This window comes from Streptomyces klenkii (genome assembly GCF_003626645.1).
Lineage (GTDB): Bacteria > Actinomycetota > Actinomycetes > Streptomycetales > Streptomycetaceae > Streptomyces > Streptomyces klenkii.
Genome location: NZ_RBAM01000002.1, coordinates 232,293 through 254,629 on the forward strand (window position 1 = coordinate 232,293; position 22,337 = coordinate 254,629).

Annotated in this window: 14 protein-coding genes; 7 read left to right on the plus strand and 7 right to left on the minus strand. The window is 73.9% G+C overall.

All coding sequences use genetic code 11. The features are described 5' to 3' along the window. Positions 1-19: 19 nt before the first annotated feature. From D7231_RS04415 to D7231_RS04440, 6 genes are all read right to left on the minus strand, one after another. A complete protein-coding gene (locus tag D7231_RS04415) occupies positions 20-1,135 on the minus strand; it encodes a hypothetical protein (RefSeq protein ID WP_120753601.1) in 1,116 nt (371 codons plus the stop codon). 127 nt (positions 1,136-1,262) lie between these two features. Beyond that, the gene (locus D7231_RS04420) at positions 1,263-2,846 is read right to left on the minus strand and encodes an alpha/beta hydrolase (protein WP_241999564.1); all 1,584 of its coding nucleotides are present in this window, start codon (positions 2,844-2,846) and stop codon (positions 1,263-1,265) included. Positions 2,847-2,973: 127 nt separating this feature from the next. After that, positions 2,974-4,953 carry an ABC transporter permease gene (locus tag D7231_RS04425; RefSeq protein WP_120753603.1) on the minus strand — a complete coding sequence of 660 codons (1,980 nt, stop codon included), beginning with the start codon at positions 4,951-4,953 and terminating at the stop codon, positions 2,974-2,976. Further along, positions 4,950-5,711, minus strand: a complete 762-nt coding sequence (gene modA / locus D7231_RS04430) for a molybdate ABC transporter substrate-binding protein (protein WP_120753604.1) — start codon at positions 5,709-5,711, stop codon at positions 4,950-4,952. The genes D7231_RS04425 and modA overlap by 4 nt, the downstream gene beginning before the upstream one ends. A 13-nt stretch (positions 5,712-5,724) precedes the next feature. After that, positions 5,725-6,117 (minus strand): TOBE domain-containing protein, encoded by a 393-nt coding sequence (locus tag D7231_RS04435; RefSeq protein WP_120753605.1) that lies wholly within the window; start codon positions 6,115-6,117, stop codon positions 5,725-5,727. A gap of 127 nt (positions 6,118-6,244) precedes the next feature. Next, a complete protein-coding gene (locus tag D7231_RS04440) occupies positions 6,245-8,842 on the minus strand; it encodes a lysylphosphatidylglycerol synthase transmembrane domain-containing protein (protein WP_228775326.1) in 2,598 nt (865 codons plus the stop codon). Between the two features lie 239 nt (positions 8,843-9,081). Between D7231_RS04440 and D7231_RS04445 the strand changes: the two genes are divergently transcribed. From D7231_RS04445 to nudC, 5 genes are all read left to right on the plus strand, one after another. Continuing rightward, complete coding sequence (locus D7231_RS04445) at positions 9,082-9,441, plus strand: MGMT family protein (RefSeq protein ID WP_338419822.1); 360 nt, start codon at positions 9,082-9,084, stop codon at positions 9,439-9,441. A 203-nt stretch (positions 9,442-9,644) separates the two neighbouring features. Further along, positions 9,645-12,992, plus strand: a complete 3,348-nt coding sequence (locus D7231_RS04450) for an ATP-dependent helicase (protein WP_120753607.1) — start codon at positions 9,645-9,647, stop codon at positions 12,990-12,992. A gap of 77 nt (positions 12,993-13,069) precedes the next feature. After that, positions 13,070-16,615: an ATP-dependent helicase gene (locus tag D7231_RS04455; protein ID WP_120753608.1), complete on the plus strand. Its 3,546-nt coding sequence runs from the start codon at positions 13,070-13,072 to the stop codon at positions 16,613-16,615. Between the two features lie 58 nt (positions 16,616-16,673). Beyond that, the gene (locus D7231_RS04460) at positions 16,674-18,101 is read left to right on the plus strand and encodes a dipeptidase (protein ID WP_120753609.1); all 1,428 of its coding nucleotides are present in this window, start codon (positions 16,674-16,676) and stop codon (positions 18,099-18,101) included. A gap of 58 nt (positions 18,102-18,159) precedes the next feature. Beyond that, a complete protein-coding gene (nudC, locus tag D7231_RS04465) occupies positions 18,160-19,101 on the plus strand; it encodes an NAD(+) diphosphatase (protein ID WP_120753610.1) in 942 nt (313 codons plus the stop codon). A 73-nt stretch (positions 19,102-19,174) separates the two neighbouring features. On the opposite strand, the gene D7231_RS04470 is transcribed toward nudC, so the two are convergent. After that, a complete protein-coding gene (locus D7231_RS04470; protein WP_120753611.1) occupies positions 19,175-19,432 on the minus strand; it encodes a mycoredoxin in 258 nt (85 codons plus the stop codon). A 192-nt stretch (positions 19,433-19,624) separates the two neighbouring features. Between D7231_RS04470 and D7231_RS04475 the strand changes: the two genes are divergently transcribed. Together D7231_RS04475 and D7231_RS04480 are read left to right on the plus strand one after the other, a co-directional pair. After that, positions 19,625-21,829 (plus strand): ATP-dependent DNA helicase UvrD2, encoded by a 2,205-nt coding sequence (locus tag D7231_RS04475; protein ID WP_194962116.1) that lies wholly within the window; start codon positions 19,625-19,627, stop codon positions 21,827-21,829. A 160-nt stretch (positions 21,830-21,989) separates the two neighbouring features. Next, positions 21,990-22,316, plus strand: coding sequence for a hypothetical protein (locus tag D7231_RS04480; protein WP_120753613.1), 327 nt, complete (start codon positions 21,990-21,992; stop codon positions 22,314-22,316). Positions 22,317-22,337: the final 21 nt, after the last annotated feature.

A 22,337-nucleotide genomic window follows, 5' to 3' on the forward strand; every position in this document is an offset into this window, starting at 1 on the left:
TCGCCGCCGCGCGGAGGCGTCACCCGGCGCGCAGGGGCGCACAACCCATATGAGCGGCCACCGCGTCCACGTAGAGCGGGAAGACCTCGCGCGGGTCGTCCAGCCGGGTGTGCGTGCGGGCCGGGCCGCTGCGCATGGCGAAGACGGTGGGCCTGCCGCCGCAGTCCGCCCTGACCAGCGCGCCGGCCGCGTCGATGCTGCCGTGCGCCCGCCAGCCGGGGGCGGGAGGGCGGTCGCCGGTGAGGCCGTCGAAGAGGGCCACCAGGCGGGGCCTGGCGGTGGTGGTGAAGCGGGCGGCCCAGTGGGGTGTGGGCGTGGGGGCGGCTGCGGATGTGGGTGCGGGTGAGGGTGTGCTGGTGTCGCTGCTTGCGCCCGCTATGGCGCAGCTGTGGAAGTCGGTGTTGGTGGGCGGGCCGGTGCCGGTCCCTGCCTCTTCCTCCAGCGCCGCGATGCCGCAGGGGTCGCGGTCGGAGACGGGGGAGGAGGGCGCACGGCGCAGGTGGAGCGGGGGGAGGGTGGTGCAACTCGTCGCCTTTGCCGCCTGGTTGGCCGCCCTGATCAGCAACTCCCCTGTGGTGGCGAGGGAAAGGGCTTTGGCGCTCTTGAGCGTCACCACCGACGGGCGGCCGTCCACGTCGCAGCTCTCCGGCAGCACCAGGGCGCCCGTGCCGGAGGCGGGTGCGGTGAAGCCCGGTAAGCCGTCGGGGAGCGGGACGTCGCCGCCGCTGAATAACTCTCCCAGCCACGACCGCCGTTCTCCCGCATCCCGCGGGCCCGAGCCCAGGTGCAGGTCGAGCCGCTGGTCGTACGCCCCCGAGCCGCTGCCGCCGTGCCAGCGGAGCGAGCACTGGCCGGAGGGGTGGCCGGGGGCGGGCGGGATCTCGTCGGCGACGCGGTCGCGGTCGCCGCGGCGGAAAGGGGCCTCGTCCTCGGGCCAGGAGCCCCAGCAGTACGCGCGCCCGCCGAGCGGCGTGGACTGCGTCTGCCACAGCGCGACCAGGGCGGCCACGAGGGCGGCGATGGCCAGGGCGCCGGTGAGGGCCCGGGCCCTGCGGTGGTCGGGCTGGTCGGGTCGGTCGGGCTGGTCGGGGTGCGCGCCGGTGTGCGGCGCCCCGTGCGGTGATGCGTGCGGCACTTTCGTCCCCCCGAACTTCGTTCGTCGTCCGCGGAACTTCTGTGCGGGCGATCGTAGTGCGAGCCACTGACATTCGACCGAGTTGATCGCGTCTCGTCCTCGTCACCGGTGATATGTGCTATGTGTGCTATGAGCAGATCTTGTCTGGTTCCGGCACCGTACCGTCCAGCAGGTAGGCGTCAACTGCCCCCTTGACACACGCATTGCCGCTGTCGTAGGCGCCGTGCCCCTCGCCCCGGTAGGTCAGCTCGACGGCCACGCCCGGACCCAGCTCCTGCGCCATGTGCTTCGCTCCCCCGTAAGGAGTGGCGGGGTCACCGGTGTTGCCGACGACGAGGACCGGCGCGGAGCCCTTCGCGCTCACGTCGGGCGTCTGCCACGCGCCCTTCACGGGCCAGCCCGTGCACTGCGTGAGGCTCCAGGCCATGAAGTCCCCGAAGACGGGGGAGGCCTTGCGGAACTCCGGCACGCGCTGCGCGATCTCGGCTGCGGTGTAGCGCTGCGCGAAGTCCGCGCAGCTGATGGCGTTGAGGGAGGACTGGAGGGTGCTGTAGCGGCCGTCCTGGCCGCGGCCGTTCATGGCGTCGCCGAGGGAGAGCAGGAGCCGGCCGTCGCCGTTCTCGGCGTCCTCGATGCCCTCGGTCAGGTAATCCCAGAAGTCCTTCGAGTACAGGGACTGGGCGATGCCGCTGGTCGCGAGGGAGCGGGTCAGGTCGCGGCCCGCCCCGCCGGGGATCGGCTTGTCGCCCAGACGCTTGAGGAGGGCGCTGACCTGGGGCTCCGTCGGGCAGTTGTCGGACGTCTTCGTACATGCGTCCATGTAGTTGGTGAGCGCCAGCTCGAAGCCCTGGGCCTGGGCGAGGGCACTCTGCACGGGGTCCGCGGAGGGGTCCACGACACCGTCGAAGAGTGCGCGGCCGACTTTGTCCGGGAACAAGTGGGCGTAGACGCCGCCGAGTTCCGTCCCGTACGACACGCCGAAGTAGTGCAGCTTGGCGTCGCCCAGCACCTCGCGCATCAGGTCCATGTCGCGGGCCGCGTTCTCCGTGCCCACGTACGGGAGGACCTTGCCGGAGTTGCGCTCGCAGCCGGCCGCGTAGGCCGTCACCCGCTCCACCAGCGCCTTCTGCTGGCTCGGGGTGGCCGGGGCGGCGTCCGCGGCGTAGTACGCGTCGAGTTGCTTGTCGTCCAGGCAGGTCACGCCGCTGCTGCGGCCCACGCCCCGCGGGTCGAAGCTGACCAGGTCGTAGCGGGTGCGGAGCTTCTTGTAGTCGTCGGCGAAGGCCGGGAGCGTGGTGATGCCGGAGCCGCCGGGGCCGCCGAAGTTGAAGACGAGCGAGCCGATGCGGTGGGACCGGTCCGTGGCCTTGGCCCGGATCAGGGCGATGTCGATGGAGTTGGCGTTGCTCCTGGGCTTCGCGTAGTCGAGGGGCGCGTGGAGCGTCGCGCACTCCCAGTCGGGGCCGGGCGCCCGGCCCGAGGAGCCGCCCTCCGCGGGGGTGGGGGGCGGGCAGGCCTTCCAGGAGAGGGTCTGGCGGGTGGTTTGCGGGTCTTGGGCCTGGGCCTGGGCGGATTTTCCGCTGGGGGGTGGGGTGCGGGTTCCGTTGCCCCCGTTGCTGCTTTCTCTGCTTCCCGCGCCTGTGCAAGCCGTCGCCGTTACCGCCAGGAGTGCGGCGGCGAGCACGCCTCTTGCCCACGCGGATCTGATCACTCGTTCATCGTCCGGGGCGGGGTGGGTTGGTGCGCGCGGGGTGGGGCGTACGGGTTAATCGGGGTACTCGGGTTGATCGGGTCGATCGGGGTTGATCGGGTTGCTCGGGGAGTTTGTGGTTAACCCCCTACAGGGGGACGAATGTGATCTCCGTGGCCTTGACGCTCACCCACACCGGTGTGCCCTCCGACAGCTTCAGCTCGGCCGCGGCGGCCGGAGTGATCTCCGCTACGACGTCCGGCTCGCCCGACACGATCACGCGGAGGCGGCCGCCGTGCGCCGTGATCTCCCGGACCGTGCCCTCCCAGACGTTGCGGGGGCTCCCCGCGGTGGGAGGCTCGGCGTGGAGGGAGACCGCCTCCGGGCCGACGACGGCCAGGCCCGTCGCGGTGGTGTGCGGGTCCGCGGTGACGAGGCTTGCGCCCGCGTCCAGGAGGAGGGTTCCTTCCGGCGTGGACGTGCCCCGCCACGCGTTCCGGCCCAGCATGCGGGCCACCCAGGGGGAGCGGGGGTGGCGGGTCAGCTCGGCGGGCGTCGCGTACTGGACCGTCGCCCCGTCCTCCAGCACGAGGATCCGGTCGGCCAGGGAGACCGCCTCCACGGGGTCGTGGGTCACGATCAGGCAGACGCCCGGGAAGTCCGCGAGGTGGGTGCGGAGGGTGTGCCGGACCGCGGAGCGGGTCGACTGGTCGAGGGCGGCCAGGGGCTCGTCCAGGAGGAGCAGGCGGGGGCGGGCCGCGAGGGCCCTGGCCAGGGCCACGCGCTGGGCCTGGCCGCCGCTGAGGCTGCCGGGCTTGCGGTGCGCCAGGTCGCCTATGCCCAGGCGGGTCAGCCAGTGCCGGGCCTGGGCGTGGGCTTCGCTTTTGGGGACGCCCTGGGCGCGGAGGCCGTAGGCGGTGTTGGCGAGGGTGGTGAGATGGGGGAAGAGGGCGGTGTCCTGGGGGACCCAGGAGATGTGGCGGCGGTGGGGTGGCTCTTGGGCTACGTCCTTGTCGCCCAGGTGCAGGGGGGTTGCCGCGGCGCGGTCCGTCAGGCCCAGGAGGGCTCGGAGGAGGGTTGTCTTGCCTGCGCCGTTCGGGCCTACTACGGCGATGGTGGTGCCGGGTTGTGCGCTTAGCGTGGTGTTCGTGGCGCCGGTGACTGTGGTGCGCAGGGGGTGCGGGGTGGGGGCGGGGCCGGGGTGGCCGGAGCCCTCCGGGGCTGCATGATTTACGGCCCCCGTTCGTCGTTCCGGGCCCCCGGAGCCTTGCCGCAAATCACTCCCCCAGCTACCGCTGGGGGTGCCCCCAACGCCCCTTGCCGGGCCCCGGCCACCCCGGCCCCGCCCCGCCGTTCGCGTCTGCAGCCAGTGGCCCCTGAGCGCCAGGAGTACTGCTGTGGCGATGAGTAGGAGGAGCAGCGACACCGCTGTGGCGCCCTCCGGGTCCTCTTGGAGGAGTAGGTAGACCTGGAGGGGCAGTGTTTGTGTTTCGCCCGGGAGGTTTCCCGCGAAGGTGATCGTCGCGCCGAACTCGCCCAGCGCGCGGGCCCAGGTGAGCGCCGCCCCTGCGATCAGGCCCGGGGCCACCATGGGGAGCGTGATCGTGCGGAAGACGCGGAGAGGCGTTGCCCCCAGGGAAGTTGCTGTCTCCTCGTAGCGGGGGTTGAGGCCGGCCAGGGCGCCTTCCAGGCTGATCACCAGGAACGGCATCGCTACGAAGGACGACGCCACTACTGCGCCCGCTGTGGAGAACGGGAGCGTGATGCCCAGCGATTCCAGAGCCGGGCCCAGGATTCCCCGGCGGCCGTAGCCCTGGAGCAGGGCCACTCCCGCCACCGTGGGCGGAAGCACCATCGGCAGCATCACCAGGCAGCGGATGAGCGATTTGCCGCGGAAGTTCACCCGGGCCAGGAGCCAGGCCAGCGGGACGCCCATGATCAGGGAGAGGCCCAGGGCCCAGGCCGAGACCCAGAGGGAGAGGGTCAGGGCCTCCGTTGCTGCGTGTGACGTCAGGCGCGTCGGCAGCGTGTTCCACGGCGTGCGCGCCAAGATGCCCGCCAGTGGCAGGAAAAGGAACGCCACTGCCGCTGTTGCGGGCAGCGCCAGCGTCAGTGGCGTCTTCTTCACGGCTGCTGGAAGCCCGCCTCACGGAGCAGCTTCCGGGCCCCGTCCGTGCTCAGCCACTTCACGAAGTCGGCTGCCTGTGCCGTGTGCTTGGAGCTCTTGAGCGTTGCCGCGGGGTACGACGCCACCGCGTTCTGGTCGTCCGGGATCGTCGTGGTGGCCACCTTGTTCTTGGCCGTCGTCGCGTCCGTCACGTAGACGATCCCCGCGTCCGCCTCGCCCAGGCTCACCTTGCTCAGGACCGCCCGCACGCTGGGCTCCTGCGACACCGGCTTGACGGTGACGTGCTGCTGGTCCAGGACCTTCTTGCTGTAGCGGCCCACCGGGACCTCGGGTGCCGCCAGGACGACCTTGAGGTCGTCGCGCGAGAGGTCCGAGAGGGACTTGATGTGCTTGGGGTTGTCCTTGGCCGTGGCGATGGTCAGCCGGTTCTTCGCGATGACGGTGGGGGCGCCCGTGTCCTTCTTGAGGTCGTCCATCGTCTTCGTGTCGGCCGTCACCAGAGCGTCCGCAGGCGCGCCCTGGCGCACCTGCGCCGCCAGCTCCTGGGAGCCCGCGAAGGAGAACGTGACCTTGGTGTCCGGGTGCTCCTTCTCGTAGGCCGCGCCCGCTTGTTTGAAGACGTCCGTCAGGGAGGCCGCCGCCAGGACGGTGATGGTGGTGGGTTCCTCGGCGTCGCTCTTCTTCTCGCTGTCGCAGGCCGCGAGGAGCGGGACCAGCAAGGCGCCGGCCAGGAGGGGCAGGAAGCGGCGAGTGTGCATCGGTTCTCCGTGGTCAGGTGCGGTCGATGTGCACATTGGTGGCCTTCACCCGGGCCACCGCCTCCATCCCGACCGCCAGGCCGAGCTCGTCGACGGCCTCGCGCGTCAGGAGCGAGACCAGCCGGTGCGGGCCGGCCTGGACCTCGACCTGGGCGGCCACGTCGCCGAGCTTGACCGCGGTGATGATGCCGGGGAAGGCGTTGCGGGCACTGGTGTACGCGTCCTCGCCGTCGGCCGCCTCCGCCGCGAGGGACACCGAGAACGCGGCCAGGTCGGCCCCGTCGATGTGCCGCTTCCCCGCCTCGTCGCGCCGCGTCGGTATCCGGCCCGCATCGGCCCACCGCCGGACGGTGTCCGCGCTGACCCCTAGCAACTTGGCCGCGCGGCCGATGGTGTAAGAACGCATATGCGGCACGTTAAGGGTGTGTGGCTCGCATTTGCAAGGTTTGGTCGGGGCGCTCGTTGGTAGGTGCCGTGGTCCGGCTTTGAGCCGTCCGGCGATTGAGGACCGGGCTCCGGGGCGGAGCCCCGGATCAGATCGCTCCCTTGCGGGTCAGGTGCGTGAACGACAGCCAACCCGGCAGCACCGGCAGCCACAGCGTCATCAGGCGGAAGAGCAGCACCGCCGGCGTGCCCTGTTCCGCCGGGAGTCCGGCCACCGTCAGCGCCGCCGTGAGGGCCAGCTCCACCGCGCCCACGCCGCCCGGCGTCGGCGCCGCCGACCCCAGCGCGTTCGCGGTCAGGAACACCACCGCGATGCTCGCGTAGCTCAGCTCGCCGCCGAACGCGCGGATCGCCGCGTCCAGGCACATGACGTTCGCCGCCGTCAGCAGCAGCATGCCGCCGATGCCCGAGACCAGCTTCTGCGGGCGCTGCATCACGTCCAGCATGCGCGGGACGACGCCCGCGAACAGCGACCGGACGCGGGTCGACACGAACTTCCGCAGGACCGGGATCGCCGCCACGACGAGCACGAGCACGGCGGCCGTCAGGAGGCCGCCGATGACCGTGCGGGAGGGGCCGAGGGACGAGCTGCGCTCCGTGCCGGTGACGTAGCCGAAGGACAGCAGCAGCAGGATGTGGCAGGCCAGGCCGAACAGCTGGGACGCGCCCACGCTCGCCACCGCCAGGCCCGGGCGGACGCCCGAGCGCTGGAGGAAGCGGGTGTTCAGGGCCACGCCGCCGACCGCCGCGGGAGCCACGAGCTTGACGAACGAGCCGGCCACCTGGGCCAGCACCGTGCGGCCGAAGCCCACCTTCTCGGGCACGAAGCCCAGCAGGCTCATCGCCGCGGCGACGTAGGTGAGCGCCTGGAAGGCCACCGCGACCGCCACCCACCACCAGTCCGCCTTCTCGACGAGATCGCCGAACTGCACGTGGGTGAGCTGCGACAGCAGGAAGTACGCGGCGAAGGCGCCCGCGACGAAGCTGATGAGGGTGCGCGGCTTGATGCGCTCCAGGCGGACGGGCTCTATCGGGGCCTGGGGGCGGATGAGGAGGACCTGGCGGCGGATCTGGGCCAGCAGGTCCTCTTCGCGGGCCTCTTCCAGCGCCTCGTCCATGGCGCGCTTCTCGGCCTGCCGCTCCGCCTTGAGGGCCTTGCGGTCGCTGACGGACTCCTTGGCCTCCTTGACGGCCGCCGCGGCCTCCAGGACCTTCTCGCGCTCGCGCTGGGCCCGCTCGCGGGCGAGCTGGCGCAGCGTCGCCCGGCTGGTGCGGGTGAGGGCGATGGGCTGGAGGAGCGGGAGGCTGTCGGCGATCGCGTCGGGGCCGAGGACGGCCACGCCGGTGGCCACGGCGCGCTCGGCGCCCACCCGCAGGCCGAGCGTGACGAGGAGCTGGGCCACGTCCATGCGCAGGACGAGGTCGCCGGCCGCGATCTCGCCGCCGCGCAGGTCGGTCAGGACCACGTTGCCGGAACGATCCACCAGCAGGGCGTCGCCGTCGAGCCTGCGGTGCGCGATGCGGCGCGACTGCAAGGCGTGCACCTGGCGCCACGCGCCCGCCATGAGCTCGTCGGTGATCTCCTCGGTGGGTACCTGGCCGAGGGGGCGGCCGCCGATGTGCTCGTAGACGAGCATCACGGCGTCCGGGCCCAGCTCGGAGGTGGCGATCAGCTTGGGGGCGTTGGCGCCCGCGGCGATGGCCGCGTAGGCCAGCAGCGCCTCCTGCTCCAGGGCCTGGCGCAGGGACTGGAGGCTGCGGCGCTGGGTGATGCCCCGCAGGGCCAGGCGCTGCCAGACGCGGTAGAAGAAGCCCTGCGCCTGCTGCTCGCGGTCGACGACCGTGACGTCCAGGGGCGGGCCGTCCTCCAGGGTGACGATGTAGCGGCGGCCCCGGTCGTGCGGCTCGGTGTCGTCCGTGCCGTCCTCGGTGCGCAGCGCGGTGACCGGCTTGAAGCCGACGCGCCGCAGGCCCGTCAGCAGGTGCCGGCCCGTGGGGCGGACGTTGGGGGAGCCGACGGCGTACAGCGTGCCGTAGGCGACCGTCCAGCCGATCAGGACGGTGGTGACGATCGAGAACGGCGTCGTGTAGCCGTTGACCAGGACGGCGAACGCGTCCAGGAGGAGCACCGCCCACATGGCCACGCGCCAGCGGGGGCGGTGGGACATGCCCACGGCCGTCATGTAGGCGATGACCGGCGCCAGATAGCCGTGCACGGGGTCGGTGAGGCCGCCCGTGGGGGCCTGCTGGGTCAGGGCGTCCCGGATCGACCCCGGGGCCGACCGGGCGACCCACAGGTCGGTGGCCAGCGACACGCCGTGCGCGAGCACGGCGGCCAGCACGCCGTCGGCGATGCGCAGCCCGTCCCGTTTGATCAGCCGCTCAATGGCGAAGGCCACGGGGACGATGAAGATGGCGATGTTGGCCGCGAGGCCCGCGAAGCTCGCCAGCAGCTGCGGGGCGCGCCCCGTGCTCTCCTTGATGTCCTGTTCGAGGCCCGTGGTGGTGCCGTGGGCGAAGGCCGCGAGCGCCAGGACGAGGGCGATGCCGACGATGCCGAGGAAGAGCCGCACCAGGTCGGCCGGGCGGTGCACGCGGGCGGGCAGCAGGGGCTCATCTCCGGAGACCCGGTCGATGTGCGCCTCCCCGTCCGCGCAGTCGTAGCCGGGCTCCCCGGGCGCGGGCAGCGCTCGGGGAGCGCGGTCCTTGTCAGGAGGCTCCGCGCCCTGCTGCCGGTCCTTCTCTTCTTCTTGGTCTCGTATCACCTGTCACCGCCCGGAAGATGGTGGCACGGCCCCACCGGGCGAGGGGGCATCAGGGTGCAATTCGGGGGCGCGGACTCCGGATCGTACGCCCTGTGGTGCGAATGCGCACTCTGAGTGACCGGGGGTAGGTGCTGTCGGTGGTGTGCGGCACCATGGACCGGATGAGCGAGGACGATGAGCTCCCCGAGTACGCGGAGCGGGTGCTGGAGGTCGCCGAGCGGATCCCACCCGGCCGGGTGATGACCTACGGGGACGTCGCCGAGTGGCTGGGGGAGGGCGGGCCCCGGCAGGTCGGGCGCGTCATGGCGCTCTACGGCGGCGCCGTGCCCTGGTGGCGCGTCGTCCGCGCGGACGGCGTCCTGCTGCCCGGACACGAGCTGCGGGCCCTCGCCCACTACCGCGAGGAGGGCACGCCGCTGCGCGAGGCCGGGCGCGCGGCCGAGGGGCACGTGCCCCGGCTCGCGATGATCCGCGCCCGCTGGGACGGCTGCGGCCCGGAGAGTGTGACTCCGCACACCTGACGGTTTTCCCCGGCCACGGTGTGACCGGTCCAGGACCGCTCTCACCCGAACGGGTGAGACCGTGGAAGCCGTGCGCCGACTCCCGGGACGCCCTGCGCCCCGGCCGCCGCCTGGCGTAGCGTCGGGAACCGCCGTCACTCCCCGGCCCCCGCGCCCGCACGGCCGCACGACTCCCCGCACCCCCACCAGGACCGGCAACCCACGTGAGCTCCTCCCCGCCTTCCGGCTCGACCCGGCCGCAGCGCCCGCAGGCACGGCAGCCCTCCCAGGGCGCCTACCGCCTCGTGCGCACCCGGCCGGGCCCCACGGCCCTTCCTCAGCTGGACGCGCGCCAGCGCGCCGTGGTTGAGCACGCGGGCGGGCCCCTGCTCGTCCTCGCCGGGCCCGGCACGGGGAAGACCACCACGCTGGTCGAGGCCGTCGCGGAGCGGGTGCGCCGGGGCACCCCGCCGGAGCGGATCCTCGTCCTCACCTTCAGCCGCAAGGCCGCCGTCGAGCTCCGCGACCGGATGGCCGCCCGGCTCGGCGCCGGAGCCGGCGCGCCCCGGGCCACCACCTTCCACTCGTACTGCTACGCCCTGGTCCGCGCCCACCAGGACGCCGACCTGTTCATCGACCCGCTGCGGCTGCTGTCCGGCCCCGAGCAGGACGCCGTCGTGCGCGAGCTCCTGGCCGGCCAGGCCGACCTGGAGCGCGCCGGCCGCGCCCGGGTGCGCTGGCCCGACGAGCTGCGCGCCTGCCTGACCACCCGCGGCTTCGCCGACGAGGTGCGCGCCGTCCTCGCCCGCAGCCGCGAGCTCGGTCTCGGCCCCGGCGCCCTCGGCGACTTCGCCGGCCGCACCGGCCGGCCCGACTGGGCCGCCGCCGCGTCCTTCCTCGCCGAGTACCTGGACCTGCTCGACCTGCGGGGCGTCCTCGACTACGCCGAACTCGTCCACCGCGCGGTCCTCCTCGCCGAGCGGCCCGACGCCGCCGCCGAGCTCGCCGGCCGGTACGACGCCGTCTTCGTCGACGAGTACCAGGACACCGACGCCGCCCAGGTCCGCCTCCTGCGGGCGCTCGCCGGCGACGGCCGCACCCTCATCGCCTTCGGCGACCCCGACCAGTCGATCTACGCCTTCCGGGGCGCCGACGTCAACGGCATCCTCGGCTTCCCGCACGCCTTCCCCCGCCGGGACGGCTCACCCGCGCCCGTCGAGGTCCTCACCACCTCGCGCCGCTCCGCCGCGAAGCTCCTCGAAGCCACCCGGCTGCTCACCCGCCGGATGCCCCTCACCCGCCTCCCCGCGGACGCCGTCCGCGCGCACCGCGACCTCGCCGCGGTGCGCGAGGGCGGGAGCGTGGAGGCGTACACGTACCCGACCGCGGGCGCCGAGACCGACAACATCGCCGACATCCTGCGCCGCGCCCACCTGGAGGACGGCGTCCCCTGGCACGAGATGGCCGTCCTCGTCCGCGCGGGCTCCCGCTCCATACCGTCCCTGCGGCGCGCCCTGACGTCGGCGGGCGTCCCCGTGGAGATAGACGGCGACGACATCCCCCTGCGCCAGGAACCGGCGGTGGCGCCGCTGCTGACGGCGCTGAGGGTGGTGGCGGAGGAGGTGGCGTCGGCTACGGGCACGGAGGCCTCCGACGACACGGAGGCTTCTGACGAGGAGCCCCCGGCCCCCGCTCCCGCGGCCATGGACCCCGAGACCGCCCTCACCCTCCTCACGTCCCCCCTGGGCGGCATGGACGCCGCCGACCTCCGCCGCCTCGGACGCGCCCTGCGCGACGAGGAGCGCGCCGCGGGCGAAGCCGTCCCCCGCCCCTCCGACACCCTCATCGCCGAAGCCCTGGCGCAGCCCGGACGGCTCGCCGTCCACGACCCCGCCTACGCCCGCGGCGCCCAGCGCCTCGGCGCGCTCCTGCGCGAGGCGCGCGCGCTCCTCGCGGCCGGCGGCACCGCCGAAGAGGCCCTCTGGGCCCTCTGGGACGGCACCCCCTGGCCCGCCCGCCTGGAGCGCACCGCCCACCGCGGCGGCGCCGCGGGCCGCAACGCCGACCGCGACCTCGACGCCATCTGCGCCCTCTTCGAGACCGCTGCCCGCGCCGAGGAGCGCACCGGCGGCCGCGGCGCCCTGAACTTCCTCGACGAGCTCGAAGCGCAGGACATCGCCGCCGACACCCTCACCCGCAGGGCCGTCCGCCCCGACGCCGTGCGCCTGATGACCGCCCACCGCTCTAAGGGCCTCGAATGGCACCTCGTGGTCGTCGCCGGCGTCCAGGAAGGCCTCTGGCCCGACCTGCGGCGCCGCGGCTCGCTCCTGGAAGCCGACCGGATCGGCCGCGACGGCCTCGCCGAGCCGCTCAGCCCCGGCGCGCTGCTCGCCGAGGAGCGCCGCCTGTTCTACGTGGCGGCCACGCGTGCGCGCGAGCGCGTGGTCGTCACCGCGGTCAAGGCGGCCGCCGAGGACGGCGACCAGCCCTCCCGGTTCCTGGCCGAGCTGGGCGCCGAGCCCGTCGACGTCACCCAGCGCCCCCGGCGCCCCCTGGCCGTCTCCGCGCTCGTCGCGGAGCTGCGCGCCACCACCGTCGACCCCGCCGCCTCGGACGCCCTGCGCGCCGCCGCCGCGCAGCGGCTCGCCCGGCTCGCGGCCCTGCGCGACGACGAGGGCCAGCCGCTCGTCCCGGCGGCACACCCGTACCGCTGGTGGGGCCTGCACGAACCGACGCACAGCGAGGTGCCGCTGCGCGACCGCACGCATCCCGTGGCCCTGTCCGGCTCGGCCCTGGGCCAGCTGGGCACCTGCTCCCTCCAGTGGTACCTGGGCCGGGAGGTGAAGGCCGACGCGCCCGCCACCGCCGCCCAGGGCTTCGGCAACGTGGTGCACGTCCTCGCCGACGAGGTCGCCTCCGGGCGCACCCCCGCCGACCTCGCCGTGCTCATGGAGCGCCTCGACTCCGTGTGGGACGCGCTCGCCTTCGACGCCCCCTGGAAGTCCGCGCAGGAGAAGGAGAACGCCCGCGCCGCCCTGGAGCGCTTCCTGCGCTGGCACGTGATGGAGCGCGGCGGCCGGGCCCCCGTGGCGACCGAGCACGCCTTCGACGTCACCCTGAAGGCCGAGGACTACCTGGTCCGCATCCGCGGCTCCATGGACCGCGTCGAGGCGGACGAGCACGGCCGCGCCTACGTCGTCGACTTCAAGACCGGCAAGGGCACCGTCTCCGCCAAGGAGGTCGAGCGCCACCCCCAGCTCGCCGTCTACCAGCTCGCCGTCGAGCACGGCGCCGTCGACGACGCCTTCGACGGCGCCCGGCCGCGGCCCGGCGGCGCCGAGCTCGTCCAGCTGCGCCAGGGCGCGGCGAAGAAGGACGGCGGCGACTCCGTACCGAAGGTGCAGGCCCAGGAGGCGCTCGGCGAGGGCGAGTGGATCGGCGGGCTGCTCGCCGAGGCCGCGGGCCGCGTCCTGGAGGAGCGCTTCGCGCCCCGCCCCGGCCAGCACTGCTCGCACTGCTCCTTCCGCGCCTCCTGCACCGCCCGCCCCGAGGGCCGGCAGGTCGTCGAATAGCGCCGGGTCCCCGAAGAAGAGGGCTCTGACCTGCGGCGATGCGGGTCTGTCAGTGGCGGCCGTTAGCGTGGTGTGCCGTGACCCCGCGCCTGACCGACCCCGAGCAGCTCAAGGAGCTCCTCGGCATCCCGTTCACCCCGGAGCAGACGGCCTGCATCACCGCGCCGCCCGCCCCGCAGGTCATCGTGGCCGGCGCCGGCTCCGGCAAGACCACGGTGATGGCCGCGCGCGTGGTCTGGCTGGTCGGCACCGGACAGGTCGCCCCCGAGCAGGTCCTCGGCCTCACGTTCACCAACAAGGCCGCGGGCGAGCTGGCCGAGCGCGTCCGCAAGGCGCTCGTCGCGGCCGGCGTCACCGACCCCGAGCCCTCGGCCGCCGACCCCGACCAGGCCCCGGGCGAACCGCAGATCTCCACGTACCACGCCTTCGCCGGACGCCTCCTGAAGGAGCACGGCCTGCGCATCGGCCTGGAGCCCGCGGCCCGCCTCCTCGCCGACGCCACCCGCTTCCAGCTCGCCGCCCGCGTCCTGCGCACCTCACCGGGCCCCTACCCCGCCCTCACCCGCTCCTTCGGCGACCTCGTCGCCGACCTCCTCGCCCTCGACGGCGAGCTCGCCGAGCACCTCGTGCCGGCCGGTCGCCTGCGCGCCCACGACCGCGAGCTGCTCGCCGCCCTGGAAGGCGCCCGGCTCACCAACCCCGACCTGCGCAAGGTCCCCGAGGCCGCCCGCGCCCGCCTCGAACTGCTGGAGCTCGTCGGCGCCTACCGCGAGGAGAAGCGGCGGCGCGACCTCCTCGACTTCGGCGACCAGATCGCCCTCTCGGCCGAGCTCGCCCGCACCCGCCCCGAAGTGGGCCGCATCCTGCGCGAGCAGTTCGCCGTCGTCCTCCTCGACGAGTACCAGGACACCTCCGTCGCCCAGCGCCTCCTGCTCTCCGGCCTCTTCGGCGCCGGCACCGGCCACGCCGTCACCGCCGTCGGCGACCCCTGCCAGGCCATCTACGGCTGGCGCGGCGCCTCCGTCGCCAACCTGGACGACTTCCCCGAGCACTTCCCGTACGCCGACGGCCGCCCCGCCCAGCGCTTCGCCCTCAGCGAGAACCGCCGCAGCGGCGGCCGCCTCCTCGGCCTCGCCAACGGCCTCGCCGCCGAGCTGCGCGAGCGCCACGCGGGCGTCGAGGCCCTCCGCCCCGCCCCCGGCGCCGAGCGGGACGGCGTGGTGCGCTGCGCCCTGCTGCCCACCCACGCCGAAGAGCTCGACTGGCTCGCGGACTCCCTCGCCCACCTCGTGCGCACCGGCACCCGCCCCGGCGACATCGCCGTCCTGTGCCGCACCGCCGCCGACTTCGCCGAGATCCAGGGCGCGCTCGTGCGGCGCGACCTCCCCGTCGAGGTCGTCGGCCTGTCCGGGCTGCTGCACCTGCCGGAGATCGCCGACCTCGTCGCCGTCTGCGAGGTCCTCCAGGACCCCACGGCCAACGCCTCCCTCGTCCGGCTGCTGATCGGGCCCCGCTGGCGCATCGGCGCCCGCGACCTCGCCCTCCTCGGCCGCCGCGCCCGCACCCTCGTGCCCTACGGCAGCGCCGGCGACGACCCCGAGCGGCGCCTCGCCGAAGCCGTCGAAGGTGTCGACCCCGCCGAGACGGTCTCCCTCGCCGACGCGCTCGACACCTTCCTCGCCGCCGACGCCCCCGACGACGGCCTGCCGTTCTCCGCCGAGGCCCGCGTCCGCTTCGCCCGCCTCGCCGCCGAACTGCGCGACCTGCGGCGCTCCCTGGCCGACCCCCTCATGGACGTCCTCCACCGCGTCCTCGCCGTCACCGGCCTGGAGGTCGAGCTGTCCGCCTCGCCGCACGCCCTGGCCGCCCGCCGCCGCGAGACCCTCTCCCACTTCCTGGACATCGCCGCGGGCTTCGCCGCCCTCGACGGCGAGACCACGGTGCTCTCCTTCCTCGGCTTCCTGCGCACCGCCGCGCAGTACGAGAAGGGGCTCGACAGCTCCCTCCCCGGAGGGGAGGACACCGTCAAGATCCTCACGGCGCACAAGTCCAAGGGCTTGGAGTGGGACGTCGTCGCCGTCCCCGGCCTCGTCGACCGGACGTTCCCCAGCGAGCAGTCCCGCGACTCCTGGACCGCCCAGGCCAAGGTCCTCCCGCACGCCCTGCGCGGCGACGCCGCCACCCTGCCCGACGTTCAGGCGTGGGACAGCAAGGGCATGGCCGCCTTCAAGGCCGCCATGAAGGAGCACCAGCGCATCGAGGAACTCCGCCTCGGCTACGTCACCTTCACCCGCCCCCGCTCCCTCCTCCTCGGCTCCGGCCACTGGTGGGGCCCCAGCCAGAAGAAGCCCCGCGGGCCGTCCGCCTTCCTCGAAGCCCTCCGCGCGCACTGCGAGGCCGGCCACGGCGAGATCGAGGCCTGGGCCGATGCCCCCGAGGACGGCGCGGAGAACCCCGCCCTGGAGGACACCGGAACCGACCGCTCCTGGCCGCTGCCCCTGGACCCGGACTCCCTGACCCGCCGCCGCGCCGCGGCGGACGCGGTGCTGGCGCATCTGGAGCGGCTGGAGAACGGGGCCGGGGCCGAGCCCGGCCCCGCCGACGATCCCGACTGGCCGCCCCCGCCGGAGGACGAGGACGACGCGGCGCCCGAGTGGCACGAGCCGTACGAGGACGAGCCCCTCGCCGACCCGGACGCGTGGGAGTCCTTGCCGACGGCTCGTCCCGAGGCCCCTGCGGAGCCCGAGGCGGCCGGTGGCGGGGCCGCCGTGCTGCCGGGGCCCCGCCGGGCGCCCGGCGCTCCCGTGCCCGTACGGGGCGAGCACGTCCCCGCCCGCCCCCGCCCCGCCGGAGGCCTGCCCCACCCGGCGCCGGAGCCCGAGGACGTTCCTTCCGGCCCGCCCGGAGGGCACCTTGTGCCCGAAGAGGCCCGTCTGGCCGCCTCCTGGGACCGGGATCTCGACGCCCTCGCGGGCGAGCTCCGGCGGGCGCGGGCGCGTGAGCGCGACGTCGTCCTGCCCGCCGCGCTCAGCGCCTGGCAGCTGGTCAGGCTCGCCGGCGACCCCGACGGGTTCGCGCGCGAGCTCGCCCGGCCCATGCCGCGCCCGCCCCAGCCCGCGGCCCGCCGCGGCACCCGCTTCCACGCCTGGATCGAGTCCCGCTTCGAGCCGCTGCCCCTGCCGCTGCTCGGCCCCGACGAGCTGCCCGGCGGCGCGGACGACGACGGCCCGGGCCCCGAGATCGCCGACGAGCAGGACCTCACGGCCCTCAAGGAGGCCTTCGAGCGCACCCCGTACGCCCACCGCGTCCCCCACCGGATCGAGGTGCCCGTCCAGCTCACCCTCGCGGGCCGCGTCGTCCGCGGCCGCATCGACGCGGTCTACCGCGAGCGCGGCCCCGAGGGCGACACGTACGAGATCGTCGACTGGAAGACCGGCCGCGCCCACGACGCCGACCCCCTTCAGCTCGCGATCTACCGCGTCGCCTGGGCCGAGCAGCACGGCCTGCCGCTGTCCTCCGTGACGGCCGCGTTCGTGTACGTGCGCGACGGCGAGACCGTACGCCCGCCCGGCCTCCCCGACCGCGCCGGGCTCGAACGGCTCCTGCTGGGGGAGCAGGGGTGACCAGGGCGGACGCCGGGCCGGTCATGGTCACGATGCGTGTCCGGATAGGCTCGATGCCATGAGCGAGACTCCGGACAGCGCCGTCCGCGCGTTTATCGAAGGCCACCGCACCGCGTTCCTCGACGACCTCGTCGAGTGGCTCCGCATTCCCTCCGTCTCGGCCGACCCCGGCCGCGCCGGGGACGTGCGCCGCAGCGCCGAATGGCTGGCCGCGAAGCTCAAGGAGACGGGCTTCCCGACCGCGGAGGTCTGGGAGACCGACGGTGCCCCGGCGGTCTTCGCCGAGTGGCCCTCGGGCGACGAGGGCGCCCCGACCGTCCTGGTCTACGGGCACCACGACGTCCAGCCCGCCGCCCGCGAGGACGGCTGGCACACCGAGCCCTTCGAGCCCGTCGTCAAGGACGGCAGGCTGTACGCCCGCGGCGCCGCCGACGACAAGGGCCAGGTGTTCTTCCACACCCTCGGCGTCCGCGCCCACCTCGCCGCCACCGGCCGCACGGCGCCCGCGGTCAACCTCAAGCTGCTCATCGAGGGCGAGGAGGAGTCCGGCTCGGAGCACTTCGCCGATCTCGTGCGCGCCCGCGCCGACCGCCTCGCCTGCGACACGGTGATCGTCTCGGACACCGGCATGTGGTCCGAGGACACCCCCACCGTCTGCACCGGCATGCGCGGCCTCGCCGACTGCCAGGTCGACCTCTACGGCCCCGACCAGGACATCCACTCCGGCTCCTTCGGCGGCGCGGTGCCCAACCCCGCCATGGAGGCCGCCCGGCTCGCCGCCGCCCTCCACGACGAGAACCTCCGCGTCGCGATCCCCGGCTTCTACGACGGCGTCGTCGAGCTCACCGACCGCGAGCGCGAGCTCTTCGCCGAGCTGCCCTTCGACGAGCAGCACTGGCTGCGCGCCTCCCACTCGTACGCCTCCATGGGCGAGGCCGGGTACAGCACCCTGGAGCGCATCTGGGCCCGCCCCACCGCCGAGGTCAACGGCATCGGCGGCGGCTACCAGGGCCCCGGCGGGAAGACCATCGTCCCGTCCGCCGCCCAACTGAAGCTGTCCTTCCGGCTCGTGGCGGGCCAGGACACCGGCAGCGTCCAGCAGGCCGTGCGCCGGTGGGTCGCCGACACCCTCCCGGACGGCATCCGCCACGAGATCACGTTCTGGGGCGCCACCCGCCCCTGCCTGACCCCCCTGGACCACCCGTACCTGAAGTCGGTCGTACGGGCCATGGAGCGCGCCTTCGGCAAGAAGGTCCGCTTCACCCGCGAGGGCGGCTCCGGCCCCGCCGCCGACCTCCAGGACGTGCTCGGCGTCCCGGTGCTCTTCCTCGGCATCTCGGTGCCCTCGGACGGCTGGCACGCCCCGAACGAGAAGGTCGAGCTCGACCTCCTGATGAAGGGCGTCGAGACCGCCGCCCACCTGTGGACCGACCTCGCGGAAGCGGGCGCCGGCACGACGGCGCCGGGGGAAGGACGCGCCGGCTAGCCCGCGCACCGCACAGACGACCAATCGCAGGGATTCGTAGGGGGAGTTGGAAGCAGCAGTGACCACCTGGACCGATCGCACGGCCGCCCGGCCGATCACCCTCACCGGCGCGAGCGGCATCGACCGCGCCGCCCACCACCGCCTGGACGAGGCGTGGCTCGCCGCCGCCTGGAGCCACCCCTCCACGAGAGTCTTCGTGGTCTCCGGCGGGCAGGCGCTGATCGACGACACCCCCGACGGCCGCACCGAGCTCGTCATGACGCCCGCCTTCGAGGCGCCCGTCACCGAGACCCACCGCTACTTCCTCGGCCAGGACGCGGACGGCATCGCCTACTTCGCGCTCCAGAAGGACGCCCTGCCGGGGCGGATGGACCAGTCCGCGCGCCCCGCCGGGCTGCGCGAGGCGGGCCTGCTGCTCTCGCCGCGCGACGCCGGGCTGCTGGTCCACGCGGTCGCCCTGGAGAACTGGCAGCGGCTGCACCGCTTCTGCTCGCGCTGCGGCGAGCGCACGGTCGTCGCGGCCGCCGGCCACATCCGCCGCTGCCCGGCCTGCGGCGCCGAGCACTACCCGCGCACCGACCCGGCCGTGATCATGCTGGTCACGGACGAGGACGACCGCGCGCTGCTCGGCCGCCAGATGCACTGGCCGGAGGGCCGCTTCTCCACCCTCGCGGGCTTCGTCGAGCCGGGGGAGTCCCTGGAGCAGGCGGTGCGGCGCGAGGTCGCCGAGGAGGCGGGCGTCGTCGTCGGGGACGTGGAGTACGTCGCGAGCCAGCCCTGGCCGTTCCCGTCCAGCCTGATGCTGGGCTTCATGGCGCGGGCCGTCTCCCGCGACATCCAGGTGGACGGCGAGGAGATCCACGAGGCGCGCTGGTTCTCGCGCGAGGACCTGCGGGCGGGCTTCGCCTCCGGGGACGTCCTGCCCCCGACCGGCATCTCGATCGCGGCCCGGCTGCTGGAGCTCTGGTACGGCGAGCCCCTGCCGCAGGCCCAGCCCTGACGGGCGGGGCACGGCGAAGGCCCCGGTCCGCGGACCGGGGCCGTTCTGCTCGGGTGCTCGCCAGGAGCGCGCGTCAGGACGCGAGGGCCTGCTTGACCTGGGCCAGGGACGGGTTCGTCATGGTGACCGGCGCGGCACCGCTGAGCGGGTTCACCAGGACCGTCGGGACCGTCTGGTTGCCGTCGTTCGCCTTCTCCACGAAGGCGGCCGACTCGGCGTCGTGCTCGATGTTGATCTCGTTGTAGCTGATTCCCTCGCGGTCCAGCTGGCTCTTCAGACGGCGGCAGTAGCCGCACCAGGTGGTGCTGTACATCGTCACGGTGCCCGACATTCGACCTCGTGCCCTTCTCTCGCTAGGTGGTGGTCCGGTCCACTCCCGGCCGTGCCGTGGGTACCGATCCGGGTGTTGTTCCGGTGGTAGAACGTGCACCTGTCCACAGCCATTCCCGTATTCGTACGACTGACGGGTCACGCCTGTGGACGACATTCCCGGTCGCCTCGCCGGACCTGGCAGCATGGCGGGGTGACAGCAGCAACGCACTCCACCCTCTTCCCGCCGGTCCCGGACTCCCCGGACGCGGTGCTCGACGGGCTCGACCCCGAGCAGCGCGAGGTGGCGACGGCCCTCGGCGGCCCGGTGTGCGTGCTGGCCGGCGCCGGTACGGGCAAGACCCGCGCGATCACCCACCGCATCGCCTACGGCGTCCGCTCCGGCGTGCTCCAGCCCTCCAGTGTGCTCGCCGTCACGTTCACCAACCGCGCCGCGGGGGAGATGCGCGGCCGGCTCCGCCAGCTCGGCGCCGGCGGCGTCCAGGCCCGCACGTTCCACTCCGCCGCCCTGCGCCAGCTCCAGTACTTCTGGCCCAAGGCCGTCGGCGGGGAGCTGCCGCGGCTGGCCGAGCGGAAGGTCCAGATCGTCGCGGAGGCCGCCGCCCGCTGCAAGCTCCGCCTCGACCGCACCGAGCTGCGCGACGTCACCGGCGAGATCGAGTGGGCGAAGGTCACCCAGACCGTCCCCGAGGACTATCCGGCGGCCAGGGCCAAGGCGGGCCGCGACGCCCCCCGCGACCCCGCCGAGACCGCCCGGATCTACGCCGGCTACGAGCAGCTCAAGCGCGACCGCGGCGTGATCGACTTCGAGGACGTCCTGCTGCTGACCGTCGGGGTCCTCCAGGACCGGCACGACATCGCCGAGACCGTCCGCCGCCAGTACCAGCACTTCGTCGTCGACGAGTACCAGGACGTCAGCCCCCTCCAGCAGCGCCTCCTGGAGCTGTGGCTCGGCGACCGCGACAGCCTCTGCGTCGTCGGCGACGCCAGCCAGACGATCTACTCCTTCACCGGCGCCACCCCCGACCACCTGCTGAACTTCCGCATCCGTCACCCCCACGCCACGGTCGTCAAGCTCGTCCGGGACTACCGCTCGACCCCCCAGGTCGTCCACCTGGCCAACGGCCTGCTCTCCCAGGCCGGCGGCCGCGCCGCGGAGCACCGCCTGGCGCTGGTCTCCCAGCGCGACGCCGGCCCCGAGCCCGTCTACGGCGAGTACGCGGACGAGCCCGCCGAGGCCGAGGGCACCGCCCGCCGCGTCCGGGACCTCATCGACTCCGGGGTGCCCGCGAGCGAGATCGCGGTCCTCTTCCGGATCAACGCCCAGTCCGAGGTCTACGAACAGGCCCTCGCCGATGCCGGGGTGCCCTACCAGCTGCGCGGCGCCGAGCGGTTCTTCGAGCGGCCCGAGGTGCGCGAGGCCGGGCTGCTGCTGCGCGGCGCCGCCCGCGCCGGCGGCGCGGACTCCCAGCTGTCCGGCGCCGATGACGTCCCGTCCCAGGTGCGGGCCGTCCTGGGCACCCGTGGCTGGACGGCTGAGCCGCCCGCGGGCTCGGGCGCGGTCCGGGACCGCTGGGAGTCCCTGGCGGCCCTCGTGCGGCTCGCCGAGGACTTCGTCCGGGCCAGGCCCGCCGCGACCCTCGCCGATCTCGTGGCCGAGCTCGACGAGCGGGCGAGCGCCCAGCACGCCCCCACCGTCGAGGGTGTGACTCTCGCCTCACTTCACGCCGCCAAGGGCCTGGAGTGGGACGCCGTCTTCCTCGTCGGCCTCGCCGACGGCATGATGCCGATCACATACGCCAAGACGGACGAGCAGATCGAGGAGGAGCGCCGGCTCCTCTATGTGGGGGTCACGCGGGCCCGCCGCCACCTCTCCCTCTCCTGGGCGCTCTCCCGGACGCCGGGCGGCCGCCCCTCCCGGCGCCCCACCCGCTTCTTGAACGGCCTGCGCCCGGGCTCCGCCGCGGTCCGCCCCGGCACGGTCTCCCGCGGCGGCCCGGGGGGCGTCGAGCGCGGCCCAGACCGCCGCCGGAAGCGGGGCTCCGCCCGCTGCCGCGTCTGCGGCCGCACCCTGACCGACGCGGGCGAGATCAAGCTCATGCGCTGCGAGGACTGCCCCTCCGAGCTCGACGAGGCGCTCTACGAACGGCTGCGCGACTGGCGCGCGGACCTGGCCGCCCGGCTGGGCCAGCCCGCCTTCTGCGTCTTCACCGACAAGACGCTCCTCGCGATCGCGGAGGCCGCTCCGGGAACCGAAGCGGAGCTGTCACGCATCTCAGGGGTGGGAGGACGCAAGCTCGACTCGTTCGGTGCCGACGTCCTCGCGCTGTGTGCAGGACACGACCTGACGTCGGACGATGCGTCTCACGACGCATCCGAAGAAACTCCGGAAAAATAGTTTGCGCACGCGGACGGCATACCCATAGCCTTCCGAGCACGGAGACAACGGCTCTTCCGGGAGCCGTCGGATCCGTGCTGTACTGAACCAGCTGTACTGAACTTAAAAGCCCGGACCTGTCCCGACAGGCCCCCGACGACGCCGAGAGGAGGCGAGACCAATGATCAGCTTCAAGACCAGCAACAAAATGACCGATCGCCCGGTCTTCGCCACCCGTCCGCTCGGCTTCTCCTTCGACTCGCTCCGGGGCACCGGTCTGTCCGGCGCCGGCTTCGCTTCGATCAACGGCTCCGCCCTGATCAGCGAAACCTCCCTGATCAATGAGCGACCGACCGAGGCGTCCGCGGTAAGGGCAGCAGCAACGGCACAGGCCCAGGCCTATGCCCTTGCGGCGACGACCAACGGCGCCGGATCCGTCAGCACGCAGCACCAGCACCACACGATGTGGGCCTTCCGTGGGCTCGAACCCTGGAGAGATCCAGCCTGATCGGCATGATCAGGTCGGCAC